This is a genomic window from Winogradskyella undariae (assembly GCF_013285155.1).
GTDB classification, from domain to species: domain Bacteria; phylum Bacteroidota; class Bacteroidia; order Flavobacteriales; family Flavobacteriaceae; genus Winogradskyella; species Winogradskyella undariae.
On sequence record NZ_JABTEL010000014.1, the window covers coordinates 30,102 to 42,591 of the forward strand.

Annotated in this window: 11 protein-coding genes; 6 read left to right on the forward strand and 5 right to left on the reverse strand. The window is 31.6% G+C overall.

The window, feature by feature from the left end:
• Positions 1–68: 68 nt before the first annotated feature.
• A complete protein-coding gene (locus HSX10_RS15835) occupies positions 69–233 on the forward strand; it encodes an adenylosuccinate synthetase (RefSeq protein ID WP_173589226.1) in 165 nt (54 codons plus the stop codon).
• Between the two features lie 34 nt (positions 234–267).
• Here HSX10_RS15835 and HSX10_RS15840 read toward each other — a convergent pair whose 3' ends face one another.
• Complete coding sequence (locus HSX10_RS15840) at positions 268–1,605, reverse strand: exonuclease domain-containing protein (protein ID WP_173589227.1); 1,338 nt, start codon at positions 1,603–1,605, stop codon at positions 268–270.
• Positions 1,606–2,085: 480 nt separating this feature from the next.
• Here HSX10_RS15840 and HSX10_RS15845 point away from each other — a divergent pair, with 480 nt between their 5' ends.
• Complete coding sequence (locus tag HSX10_RS15845) at positions 2,086–2,472, forward strand: hypothetical protein (protein ID WP_173589228.1); 387 nt, start codon at positions 2,086–2,088, stop codon at positions 2,470–2,472.
• A 108-nt stretch (positions 2,473–2,580) separates the two neighbouring features.
• Here HSX10_RS15845 and HSX10_RS15850 read toward each other — a convergent pair whose 3' ends face one another.
• The 3 genes from HSX10_RS15850 to HSX10_RS15860 all read right to left on the reverse strand — a co-directional run bounded on the left by HSX10_RS15850 (position 2,581) and on the right by HSX10_RS15860 (position 5,936).
• Positions 2,581–3,102, reverse strand: coding sequence for a 5' nucleotidase, NT5C type (locus HSX10_RS15850; RefSeq protein WP_173589229.1), 522 nt, complete (start codon positions 3,100–3,102; stop codon positions 2,581–2,583).
• A 288-nt stretch (positions 3,103–3,390) separates the two neighbouring features.
• A complete protein-coding gene (locus HSX10_RS15855) occupies positions 3,391–3,678 on the reverse strand; it encodes a hypothetical protein (RefSeq protein ID WP_173589230.1) in 288 nt (95 codons plus the stop codon).
• A gap of 104 nt (positions 3,679–3,782) precedes the next feature.
• Positions 3,783–5,936 (reverse strand): FUSC family membrane protein, encoded by a 2,154-nt coding sequence (locus tag HSX10_RS15860; protein ID WP_173589231.1) that lies wholly within the window; start codon positions 5,934–5,936, stop codon positions 3,783–3,785.
• 575 nt (positions 5,937–6,511) lie between these two features.
• Between HSX10_RS15860 and HSX10_RS15865 the strand changes: the two genes are divergently transcribed.
• The 4 genes from HSX10_RS15865 to HSX10_RS15880 all read left to right on the forward strand — a co-directional run bounded on the left by HSX10_RS15865 (position 6,512) and on the right by HSX10_RS15880 (position 11,542).
• The gene (locus HSX10_RS15865) at positions 6,512–7,606 is read left to right on the forward strand and encodes an alkene reductase (protein WP_173589232.1); all 1,095 of its coding nucleotides are present in this window, start codon (positions 6,512–6,514) and stop codon (positions 7,604–7,606) included.
• 410 nt (positions 7,607–8,016) lie between these two features.
• Positions 8,017–9,453 carry a circularly permuted type 2 ATP-grasp protein gene (locus HSX10_RS15870; protein ID WP_173589233.1) on the forward strand — a complete coding sequence of 479 codons (1,437 nt, stop codon included), beginning with the start codon at positions 8,017–8,019 and terminating at the stop codon, positions 9,451–9,453.
• Positions 9,454–9,462: 9 nt separating this feature from the next.
• On the forward strand, positions 9,463–10,419 hold the full coding sequence (locus HSX10_RS15875) for an alpha-E domain-containing protein (RefSeq protein ID WP_173589234.1): 957 nt from the start codon (positions 9,463–9,465) through the stop codon (positions 10,417–10,419).
• Positions 10,420–10,489: 70 nt separating this feature from the next.
• Positions 10,490–11,542: a zinc-binding metallopeptidase family protein gene (locus HSX10_RS15880; protein WP_173589235.1), complete on the forward strand. Its 1,053-nt coding sequence runs from the start codon at positions 10,490–10,492 to the stop codon at positions 11,540–11,542.
• An 8-nt stretch (positions 11,543–11,550) separates the two neighbouring features.
• Here the strand turns inward: HSX10_RS15880 and HSX10_RS15885 are convergent, their stop codons facing one another.
• Positions 11,551–12,489, reverse strand: a complete 939-nt coding sequence (locus HSX10_RS15885) for a transglutaminase family protein (RefSeq protein ID WP_173589236.1) — start codon at positions 12,487–12,489, stop codon at positions 11,551–11,553.
• Between the last annotated feature and the right edge of the window lies 1 nt (position 12,490).

Consider the following 12,490-nt stretch of genomic DNA (forward strand, 5'->3'; position numbering starts at 1 on the left):
AGATTAACCTAGTTATTGTTTTGTATTTTAAGAATGAACCTCTAAAGTACAGAACTATGTTAAACAGTATGTCGTTTTTATTATTACAAACCCCAACAGGAACACCTAAACCAGGAAGTAATACGCCTATAGATGTCTCAAATCCTTTTGATGTTATTGTTTACATCGTTATGCCTATAGTTATTATTGCAGTGTTTTTTATTTTGAAGAAAAAGAAGAAAGACGATTTGTAAAGTGTATTGTAATTACATATGATTTTAAAAGGCTTTATATGGTTACAATATATGGTCTTAAGATTTTTTGAATGTCTCTATTGTTTTTCTGGGGTATTAAAAAGTCCTCTAGCTCTTCAACATGATTGATTTGTACTTCTTTTTCAATAAAACCATAGCCAAGATATTCACCTTCTTTAATCATAATGAAGGCTTCTTCGTATTCGGTTCTTCCTTTTTCTTTTAGAATTATATCGGTTTTTTGATTAGAGACCTCATAGATCGCTTCGAGAACTCTATTATTATAGGTTTCTACAGGTTCTTCGTCTTTACAAATACCTTTACATTCGGTAAGGTTGTAGTGTGAGCATTCTGAAACATCTTCTTGTAAATGACAATATTTAGGACATAAATTATACTTTGCACACAGCTTTTCTAAAAAGGCTCTAACCTCTCTAAGGCTATAAAACGTAACGATAGGATTAGGAACAAGATTCCCTTTATTACTGGCTAAATGTATAATACCTTTTCGATCTTGGTAAGATACAATAGAGAAGGCTTGTGGTGCCCGTTTAGCTACTTTATTATGAATTGGAAAATGGTGTTTTATAGCAGCATCTTCCATAAGGAGTGCTATAAGTTCGCTTCCTGAAGTTTCAAAATCGATATCACCGGTTTCTCTAACCATATCTTGAGCTTTTTTTGTTTTGCTATAGAAATGACTTAGAACTCTTTTTTTAATATTAATAGCTTTACCTACGTAAATGACTTTGCCTTTTTTATTTTTGAAATAATAAATGCCCGCTGTAGTTGGTAAGGCTTCAAAAGTTTCTTTAGGAAGATTAGGCGGTAAGGTAGCTTCTCTAGAATTCTTATTTAAAAACTCTTTAAAAACGGCATCCGCTTCAGGTTGCTCTAACATAAGTTGAAACAATTTTACTGTAGCCTCTGCATCCCCTCTGGCACGGTGTCTCCCTACTAAATCTATGTTTAAATCTTTGCATAGTTTCCCTAAACTGTACGAACGATGTCCGGGTAATAAGCGTCTAGATAATCTTACGGTACACAATTTCTTTCTGTTAAACTCTATGCCCAATTTCTTAAATTCACCACCAATGGCGTTATAATCGAAATTTACATTATGAGCTACAAAAACGGTGTCTTCGGTAATGTCTAAAATTTGTTGCGCAATATCTTCAAAAAGTGGGGCATTAGCAACCAAATTATTATCAATGCCTGTAAGTGCCGTGATGTGATCTGGTATGTAAATAATGGGGTTAATTAGTGATGTAAATTCATCTATAACAGTGTTGCCATCAAATTTAAAAATTGAAATTTCGGTAAGACGGTTGCTTTTTCCTGTGGTTTCAACATCAATAATAGTGTAGATCATGTTTTAAGGCTTGTTTTTTAATGTGTCTCTCGTTTTTTAACAGATTTTTTTGAGGGCACTCTTATGCATTGCAAGATAATTGTTTTTACTAGGGTTTTGAAATTTGATAGCGGTATAGTTGATATTGCTATATGATAGTTATTGATAGTGTTTGTAGTTTATTCTAAAACTTCAAAATCTAAGTGAGATTATCTTGAAGTTTTACTAAAAGTAGCCATGATATGGTTATTATAGACCTTTAACAAAGACTTAACCTTATTTATTAGATATTATGTAAGTAATAGGTTAACTTATAAGTAATTGGTTATCAGTAAGGTAAAATTAACTGGATTATAACCTAAAATTCCTCAAATGAAACCTAAAACAAAAAAACGCGTAAAAAAAAATGCAGGCATATCATTATTTAAATGACTTATTAATTATTAAAAATATTATAAAAGAATAAAATTTTTAAATTTTAATAATTAAAAAAATACGACCATGAGAATTCAATTTAATATCAATAAAAAGATAACGATAAATGAGAAAGATCAGTCTTATTTAAGATCTTTAATATCCGGTAGTTTAGAAGTTTATGAATCGGATATTGTAGAATTAAAAGTTCATTTATCTGATGAGAATGAAAAAATAACAGCGTCTAATGCTATGCAATGTTTGTTAGATACAGAAGTTAAAAATGGTATACAACCATTGCCTGTAAGCTGTAAAGCTGAAAATATTGTATTAGCTATATTGATAGCTCTTGATAAGCTTACATTTTCTTTAGAAGCTATGTTTATGAGACTAAAAAATCCTAAAATTAGCTTTATGACTCCTCAAAAGCTTAAACTTCTAGCTACCATTCCGGTTCTGCAGTTACAAGTGTGATTAATATAAAATATTGTAGCAGAAAAAATAAAAGTAGGAGCATTTTACATTATAGTCCTAGTGTTTACTAGGGCTATTTTTATGTTTAAATGTATTTTTTTATAAAGTTTACAATAAACGCTCTGCAATTTCTAACCAATTAGAAACTCTTGTAAAACCTTTGTCATGTACGTTATGTGGTGAATTGAACAGTAATGTATCTCCATCAAACTTCTCTAAGTTATAGGTTCTGTCGTCTATTAATAGATCTCCTTTTAAAATAAATTTATGCCCACACATTATTTGGTGTTCCCAAGTAATAAAAGGCATATATTCTTCTAACCATTCACTTTTTTCTTGTAAAGAATTAGGAAATTGCGTTGCAGCCGTAGCAATATAAACTTCGTGTTTTGCATACAAAGCTTCCATGATTTGTATGGCATCTTTTATAGGTTTTAAATCTCTGAAGAAACCAGGTTGGTAGGCGTGTTTTAAAATACTTTTTTGGTGTATTTCTGGTACATTTTGCCACATTTCACCTTCTGTAATTTTAGAGATAGATAATTCTTTTTTGTGTTCTAAATTGTACATTTCAATGTGTTTGCCGTAGGTGTCGGCAAGTACATCGTCCATATCTACAAATATTGTCATTGGGTTTGTTTTTTACTAAGGTCAGGATAATGTAAGGAAAAGGCAAATAAGGAAGGCATTTTAATATTTATTTAATGTTTCTTGTTGAATTAAGGTATGACTCCATTTTTATAGCATTCTCGGTGCATATCTTGACAAAAAAAAGTCAGACATTTGAATAACGATTGACTGACTGAAGCCTTCTTTTAAAACTGTAATGATAGAACTTAATTTTGTTAATACCCAGGTCTTGATAAGCAAGATAGGGTACTTGATCTAATATTATTTTTTTATAAAAAATAAGACAAGTTATTTAGCCTGATCTATATCTTGCTCTAAATTTTCATTATGTTCGCTTCCTAAGCTGTGGTGACGGTTTTCTTCATCAGCATGCCTGTCGTTAGTTAAAGGTCTAGCATTTCTACCACCAGGAATATCTAAATCATTTGCAGCAAAGTCTGGTTTATTTTTGCGTTTTTTAAGGATCTCATCATCTCCGTTATCTTGCCTTAAATTTCCTGATTGATCACCTAAAATTTTTTTGTCTTCTTTGGTGATTTCTGAATTGTATGTTGTTTTCTGGTCTTCACTTTTCATGTTACTTTATTTTGAGGTTCATTCAAAATTAATAATTAGGTAGTGAGACGCTTGACTTAATCCCTCAAAATTTTAATGCTTTTCAAAGTCTAAGAAATTTAAAATCATTTATTAGTGTTTTCTCCTTCGGCGAGTTTGAATAGCTGTGCTTGTTTTAAGATCCGTTGCGTGACCTCTGTAATGTTAAACAATAGGCTATATTCTATACGTACGGCTTCTTCTTCTTTCTTAGAATGTAATAATTGTCGTAATTCTTCTAAATTATTTTCAATATGATTTATTTGGCTGTTATCTACAATTGTTAACCAATTAAAAGATTCTTCTAAGGTTTTTAAGATATGATTTTCAAAAGATAATATGTTTAAAGGTTGTTTCTTGTTTTGGTCTCTATGTGCACCAAGAGCTGATAGATAAGAAAGTAGTGCATGGTTAAGGTAGGTTAATCTAAAAGCTGTTGCTTTAAGTTTTTGATGCTTTTTAGGGTCTAATTGCATATTTTGCCATGCTTTAACCAAAGCATTATCGGCTCTGTGTGCTTCCCTTCTTGCTATTCTATACTCTAAATCGTCTACTAAAGGTTTTTCGTATTCATTTAAAATGGCTTTTAAATAAGCAGAATTTTTAAGAACAGCTTCACTTAAAAGATGAGGTAATTTTTTGTATTGCCAATTAGGCCATAAAAACCGGACGATTAAAAACGAAATAAAAGCCCCTATTACAGTGTCTATTAAGCGTGGTCCCATAACATCAATGCCTTTATTAGCTATGATATTGAAAGCACACATAACAAAGAAGGTAACATAAATAACACTGATTGAGTATTTTCGTTTTAACCAAAAGAAGAATAGATAAGCTGAAGCTATCATTAAAGCAATTTGCCCGTAAAATGTAAATAGTTTAATGATTATAATACCACTGAGTACACCAGCTAAAGTTCCTAAGATTCGCTGAAATAAAAACTTTCTGGTTTCACTATAGCTTGGTTGAAGGACTAATAAAACGGTGAGTACAATCCATTCTCCTTTTTCAATTTTAAAATATTTGTAAGTTGCGTAAGAAACTAAAAAAGCTAAACTTAACTTTAATGCATAGCGCATTTTAGGATGGTTTATATTTAGTTGGAGCTTAAACCGTTCATAATAACTATGTGTTTCTTTTTCTAATTTAGGTAATAAAATGACATTGTAATTTTCTTTAATATTTTTTAAAAGATTGTGTGACTGCGTTAAATTTATAATCAATAATTTTATAGGAACAGATGGGTTTAAGTTATCGTTTTTAACGGAGTTAGAAACAGCGTTCATTAACCAGTCAACAACTGTTGGGTGTTTATAAGGAATGCCAGTAAGTAAACTTATTCCGAATCTTTGAGTTGCGGTAGACAACTCTTTTAATAATTGGCGTATACCTCCAATTAAATCTCTATTAGAAGGGTTTGTACTTAATAAATCATAACGTTCGTGGCTAGATGTAGCACGTTCGTGTAAGCTTTGCAATACCATAAAATAGTACAAGTAAGGCTTTAGTGGGGTTTGATCATTTAATGATTCACTATAACTATTTAGCACTTCTTTACAGCGGTCTAAAGCTTCAACCGTTTGTACATTTAATACTGCTAATTTTGTTCTAATTTCTTTTTCTCTTTCTTTAGTAACAGGGAATAGTTTTGATTTTTCGTTGAGATATAATGAAAGAGCAGAAAACCCTCTAGCAAGTTGTTCTTCTAATAAACTATAGGGTTTAATACGTAATAATATATATGAAAATGTTCCGTAAATAAAAGCACCTGAGATAAGTAAAATAGGTTGAATGTACCAGTTAGGACTAATCTGAGTTCCTATCATCGTATAGATTCCTATTAATAAACCACCAAAAGTAACCCCTCTAAACCGTTCACTAATGCCACCAATTAAAATAAATAAGATAGTTGATAAAGCCAGTCCAATCCCTAAGATAATAGGATAAGGTTGTAACAGTTCTACCGAAAAACTAGCGATTGCAAAGCTAAGTACTTTTAAAGCCATAGATTTTAAACGCCCGTTAGGGTGATCGTCTGTTTCAGAAAGTGCACCAGCTAAAGCTCCTAAGCCTAAAGTTACGGCATAAAAAGGTAAGCCTAAACTGACCATAATAATGATAAGAGGACCAATTACAAAAGTCGCTTTAACAGATAAAATTCTATTAGGGTTGCTTAAAAATGCAGTTCTAAATGAAGAAAACCAAGGGTTTTGTTTTAAATAAGAAGTTAATTGCTTCATTTAAAATAGAGGCGTAATATATGTTATAATTGACTGTAAAATTAAGGAATAGTGATTAATTAGTATAGTGAAAATGAGAGTTTATTATTCGTTTAAATTTGATATTTACGATTGCTAATTAGTCTTTGCTTTATGTGAGATTGAGGTTAAATTGAAGTAAAAGCTAAAAGAAGAGCAATCTGAACAATTTGAAGCACATCAAAGCTCTTAAAAAAGAATTAAACGAAAAGTTAGCGCAAGTAAAAGAACTGAACTGTTCTAAGGCTGAAATTGAAAATTTAAAGTAAAAAAAAAGACGAATTAAAGAGGTTTTTGAAGCTGATTATCAGAAAAATATGAATGAGAGTACTAAAGATTCTTAATCCAATTGTTAAAAGGTAATATTGAGGAATGGGTTATTGTTTTCTAGGCTAATACTTCGTTTTTTGTTCTTAGGTTGTTCTTTTTTACTGAGAAATTTCTGATAGGTTGTTCTATGGTTTTTAAACGTTAAATCTGTATTAATTGATTTAACGTTTAAAGATATTGGTGATTGAAATTCGTAACTTTAATACTTCTAATTAAAAAAAAAGACAATGAAAACAGAAATTCTTTTAACACCTTATCATAAAAATATATCATTAAATAATCGTGTTGTTATGGCACCAATGACGCGGAGTCGTGCAGATAATAAAGGTAAAGTTGCAACAGATGATTTGCAGGGGTTGTATTATGAACAACGTGCGTCTGCAGGTTTAATTATAACGGAAGGCTCACAAGTTTCAAAGGAAGCCGTTGGTTATATAAATACACCAGGAATACACTCTAAAGCTCAAATTGAAGGATGGAAAACCGTAACCAGTCGTGTTCACGATAAAGGCGGTAAGATTTTTATTCAGTTATGGCATGTGGGGCGTATTTCGCATCCCGATTTCCATGATGGTGAATTACCGGTTTCTGCTTCAGCTATTAACCCTAAAGCACAATCGTTTACGCCTTCGGGTTTTAAAGAAACGGTGACGCCGAAAGAAATGACTATTGAAGATATAAAACGTACGGTTAAAGATTTTCAAAAGGCAGCGGTTAATGCTATTGAAGCTGGATTTGATGGGGTAGAGATTCATTCTTCAAATGGCTATTTATTTCAACAATTTTTTAATAATTGTTCCAATCACAGAACGGATGATTATGGGGGAAGTATAGAAAATAATGCACGTTTCTTTTTTGAAGTTTTAGATGCTATAAAAGAAGTGATTCCTGAAGAAAAGATTGCCGCCCGTTTTAATCCGTCGGCTCATGGTATATTTGGAATTACGGTAGATGAAGACACCATTCCGACGTTTGAATATATTATTAAGAAACTAAACGACTATAATTTGGCTTATGTCCATTTATCAGAACCCTTTACAGATGTTACAGATGTACCGTTTGCGGTTACTGAAATTGCTAAGCACTTCCGTCCGTTATATAATGGAACATTAATGATTAATGGTGATTTTGATCAGGAAAAAGGAAATAAAGTGATTGCAGATGGTGATGCCGATTTAGTGGCTTATGGTAAAGTTTATATTTCTAATCCGGATTTGGTAGAACGCTTTGAAAACAATTTGCCGTTGACAGATTGGGATACGGATACATTTTATACGCCTGGAGAAAAAGGCTATACCGATTACCCGTTTGCTTCTAAATAAAAGAATTTATATTACAATAGAAATAGCATCGCTTAACTTATGTTGAGTGATGCTTTTTTTTTGATTAAAATATAAAAAAACTTCATTTTACAGCGATTTAAATCCTCTATATTTCTTTATTAACGTAGCATACGTTAAGATTTGCTCTTTAGTGTTCTTTAGGTATTATTAATTATAATAATGTTAAATTTTTATTTCAATATTATTTTTACTGTTAAATTATTGGAATCGTAAAGTGTGTTACTGTATTAGTATCTATATGATATTTTTTGTACTTTGTTGGAATGCAATGACTAGTATTACCTTATCATTATATTTTATTAACTCAATTCGCCTTTAAGTGTTAATTGAGCTTTTTAGCTTAATATAAATATCTAAAAACGCGTTTAAAATTTGTATTTGAAACACTTATGCCAAAACTAGATTTCTCCGCTTACGATTCTAATGGGTTCTATGACGAAATGTTTGATGAAAATAATATTGTTAGACCTAATTACAAACTGTTTTTAGAACGGCTTGAAAAAATGAGTCTAAGAAAATTAAAACAACTGCAACATGCTACAGATCGATCACAGCTTTCTTTGGGTATGACTTTTAATGTTTATAATGACAATCAGGGTATAGAACGGATTCTGCATTTAGATATTATTCCACGTATTATTAATAATAAAGAATGGAATCATTTAGAAAAAGGTTTGCAGCAGCGTATCCGTGCATTAAATATGTTTATTCAAGATATTTATAATGATCAAAATGTCTTAAAAGATAAGATTATTCCTAAAGAGATGATTTTTTCAAGTGTTTCATATTTAAAAGAATTAGAAGGTTTTAAGCCTCCAAAAGATGTTTGGTGTCATATTACAGGTTCCGATTTAATTAAAGGAGGAGATGGTCAATATTATGTGCTTGAAGATAATTTGAGGTGTCCTTCAGGAGTTTCTTATATGTTAGAAAATAGAGAAATTTTGAAGCGTACATTTCCTGAATTATTTGAGAAATTAGATGTGAAACCAGTTTATAATTACACACATATTTTAAGAGACACTTTAGAATCTCTTTCAGAAGTAGATAACCCAACTGTTGTTGTTTTAACCCCAGGAACTTACAATTCGGCTTATTTTGAACACTCTTACTTAGCGCAGCAAATGGGAGCAGAGTTAGTAGAGGGTCGCGATTTAATTGTGAAAAATGATATTGTTTATATGATAACAACGCATGGCTTACAACGTGTAGATGTTATTTATCGTCGTGTGGATGATGATTTTATAGATCCAGAAGTCTTTAATAAAAACTCGCTATTAGGAACCCCTGGTTTATTTAGAGCTTATTTAAAAGGGAATGTTGTTTTAGTTAACGCGCCAGGAACAGGAGTGGTTGATGACAAAGCTGTTTATGCCTATATTCCAAGAATTATAAAATACTATTTGGGTGAAGATATGATCTTACCAAATGTAAAAACATATATCTGTGATGAAGAAAGTGACCGAAAATATGTGATTGAAAATATCCATAATTTAGTCGTCAAACAAACGGATGCTTCAGGAGGTTATGGGATGCTCATTGGGCCAAAATCAACGAAAGCAGAGCAACAAGAATTTATAACAAAGATTAAGCAAAAACCACGTAATTATATAGCACAGCCTATGATTAATTTATCTCGTGTACCAACGCTTACAGATGATACTATTGAAGGACGTCATGTAGATTTAAGACCCTATGCCTTATTTGGTGACGATATTAAGATTATTCCGGGCGCATTAACGCGAGTGGCATTAAAGAAAGGATCTATAGTTGTAAACTCTTCTCAAGGCGGAGGAAGTAAAGATACTTGGGTATTAAACAGTTAAAATAAAATTATGTTAGGTAGAGTTGCAAACACTATATATTGGATGAATAGGTATCTTGAACGTGCTGAAAATTATGCGCGTTTTATGGATGTTAATTTTAATTTATCACTAGAATTATCTCCCAATGAGGAGCAACAATGGAAACCTCTTGTGGTTATAACAGGAGATTGGCCTTTGTATGAATCGTTGCATGAAAAAGCAGAGAAAAATAAAGTCATAAATTTTATGGCTTTTGAATCAGAGAACCCAAATTCTATTTGTAATTGTATTATCAATGCAAGAGAAAACGCACGTGCTATACGACCTGAAATCACAAAAGAGGTTTGGGAGCAAATTAATGCATTGTATTATTTGGTAAAAAAGGCTTCAGAAAAAAAGCGTTTAAATGATTCTGAAGTGCGTCATTTTTTTAGTGATATAAAAAATGGATGTCAATTATTGTACGGAATTTATGACGCTACAATTTCTAGAAATGAAGGTTGGAATTTTGCTAAACTTGGTCAACTTATAGAACGTGCAGACAAAACATCTCGAGTTCTAGATGTTAAATACCATCTACTTTTAGGTTCTGCAAACCAAGTGGGGTCTTCATTAGATTTAATACAATGGACGGCACTATTAAAATCAGTAAGTGCTTACGATATGTACCGAAAAAAATACGGAAAATTATCTTCAACGAGTATTGCGGAATTCTTAATATTAGATACTGATTTTCCAAGATCTATACTTAATTGTTTAATACGAGCAGAACAATCTATTGTTAGACTATGTGGTAGTTCTTTTGGTTACTGTAATAATGCACAAAGGCAATTAGGAGCTTTAAAAGCTCAGTTAGAATTTACAGATATTAACGATATTATAGCAGAGGGTTTACATGAGTATTTAGATAACATTCAAGGGAAACTAAATGATATTTCTACAGCAATTTATGAAGCTTTCTTTTCTATAGAACCCCATGTTAATTAAATTGAAAAATCAATTACATTTGCTTGTTACAGTATAAGTTAAAACAAAACAGTTTATACAGGAATTAAATATGAAGATATTTCAATGTGGAAATTGTAATTATTCGGTGTTTTTTGAGAATTACACTTGTGATAACTGTGGGCATTTAACAGGTTTTAGAGCAGAGGATAGAATGATGCTCACTTTTAAACCTGATACAGAAGCGCTTATATCGGACCGAGAACATGTTGCATATAAATATTGTAAAAATCATTCTTATCACGTTTGTAATTGGGTTATAGAAAAAAATAGTCCTGAAGAGTACTGCAAAGCCTGTCAATTAAATAGAACCATTCCCAATTTATCGAATCCAGAATTAGATAATTTTGAAAATTGGCAACATCTTGAAATTGCTAAACATCGTTTAATATATCAACTTCAAAAAATAGGTTTACCGATCATTAGTAAACTAAGAGATCCTGATGGTTTTTGTTTCGATTTTGTAAAAAAGCAAGACGACCCTAAATTAATGACAGGGCATGCCAATGGTGTTATTACTATTTTAATAAGAGAAGGAAATTCTGTTTTAAGAGAGCAAGCTAGAAAAGATATGATTGAACCCTATAGAACATTAGTAGGGCATTTACGTCATGAAGTAGGGCATTATTATTGGGAACGTCTAGTAAGAAATAAACCGGAAATATTATCTGAATTTAGAACTATTTTTGGGAATGAAACTCTAAATTATTCTGAAGCATTACAAACTTATTATAAATCAGGTCCGCCTAAAGATTGGCGAAAATCATATATTAGTGCTTATGCCACAGCTCATCCTTGGGAAGATTGGGCAGAAACTTGGGCGCATTATTTACATATTATGGATATGGTTGAAACGGCTTATTTCTTTCGACTTAATGTAAAACCCAAGTTTAAAACCAAAGCTTTAAAAACGAAAGTTTCATTTGATCCTTACACAAAAACTAATTTTGATGAAATTGTACAAAAGTGTGTGCCTTTATCATTAGCCGTAAATAGTATTAATAGAGCGATGGGCATACCAGATGTTTATCCTTTTGTAATTTCACCTGCTATTATAGAAAAACTAAGGTTTATCCATAAGCTGTTATTAGTAAAACGGAATTAAGTTAAATACTATTGCTGAGATTGTGATTGACTTTGTATCACTCTTTCAATATCTTGTGATTTAGCAGGTCTTAAATCTACAGAAACTTCCATCGTGTTTTTTCCCATACTATAAATTACACCTTTTAAAGGTGGTACATCGTAATAATCTCGTCCATGAGCCACAACAATGTGTTGGTTTTTTGGGATTTGATTATTTGTAGGGTCAAAATCTACCCAGCCATATGTTGGTATATAAACAGAAAACCAAGCATGTGATGCATCGGTTCCTATTAATTTTTCCTTTCCTTCTGGGGGGATTGTTTCAATATAACCACTAACATATTTGGCAGGTAACCCCATAGAACGTACACAAGCAATTGCAATTTGTGCAAAATCTTGACAAACCCCTTTCTTTGCTACCATCACTTCTTTTAAAGGTGTTGCAATATTTGTGAAGCCAGGAACAAAATCAAAATCAGTATATATGCGTTGCATCAATTCGTAAGTGGCTTCATAAAAAGAGCGCTCAGGTTTAAAAGATACAGCAGCATAGGCTCTAATTTCTTCACTATTATTAGAGATTAAAGGTGATGGCATTACAAATTGGCGGACATCAATAATTTCAGAATCCGTAGCTTTTAAATGTACTTTTGTTTCTGCTATAGTAACTTTTTTTCCTTTTGCAAATTCTGCTTCATTAACTTGAGCTTCATAATTTCGATCTACTTTACTACGCGCAATAACAATCAATTCTTTATGGTGTTGCTGAATAGAGAATCGCGTCACAGAATTTCCGAAGTAATCTAAACGTTCTGAAATATCTGTTGGTGTAGGTGTAATTTCTAAGCTATATTCTAAAAGTGTTTGTCCAAGAAAACTCTTAGGTTTAATCGTCGTGATGTTGTGACAAAAGGAAGCTCCGTTTTCGTAAGAATATTTAGTTTTATGCCAAAGGTCAAAAATCATA

Excerpts from the sequence above, each read along its gene's own strand:
- HSX10_RS15865 (WP_173589232.1), top strand. The coding sequence starts at position 6,512 with ATGAAAACAGAAATTCTTTTAACACCTTATCATAAAAATATATCATTA.
- HSX10_RS15870 (WP_173589233.1), top strand. The coding sequence starts at position 8,017 with ATGCCAAAACTAGATTTCTCCGCTTACGATTCTAATGGGTTCTATGAC.
- HSX10_RS15855 (WP_173589230.1), bottom strand. The coding sequence starts at position 3,678 with ATGAAAAGTGAAGACCAGAAAACAACATACAATTCAGAAATCACCAAA.
- HSX10_RS15845 (WP_173589228.1), top strand. The coding sequence starts at position 2,086 with ATGAGAATTCAATTTAATATCAATAAAAAGATAACGATAAATGAGAAA.
- HSX10_RS15880 (WP_173589235.1), top strand. The coding sequence starts at position 10,490 with ATGAAGATATTTCAATGTGGAAATTGTAATTATTCGGTGTTTTTTGAG.
- HSX10_RS15885 (WP_173589236.1), bottom strand. The coding sequence starts at position 12,489 with ATGATTTTTGACCTTTGGCATAAAACTAAATATTCTTACGAAAACGGA.
- HSX10_RS15875 (WP_173589234.1), top strand. The coding sequence starts at position 9,463 with ATGTTAGGTAGAGTTGCAAACACTATATATTGGATGAATAGGTATCTT.
- HSX10_RS15835 (WP_173589226.1), top strand. The coding sequence starts at position 69 with ATGTCGTTTTTATTATTACAAACCCCAACAGGAACACCTAAACCAGGA.
- HSX10_RS15850 (WP_173589229.1), bottom strand. The coding sequence starts at position 3,102 with ATGACAATATTTGTAGATATGGACGATGTACTTGCCGACACCTACGGC.
- HSX10_RS15860 (WP_173589231.1), bottom strand. The coding sequence starts at position 5,936 with ATGAAGCAATTAACTTCTTATTTAAAACAAAACCCTTGGTTTTCTTCA.
- HSX10_RS15840 (WP_173589227.1), bottom strand. The coding sequence starts at position 1,605 with ATGATCTACACTATTATTGATGTTGAAACCACAGGAAAAAGCAACCGT.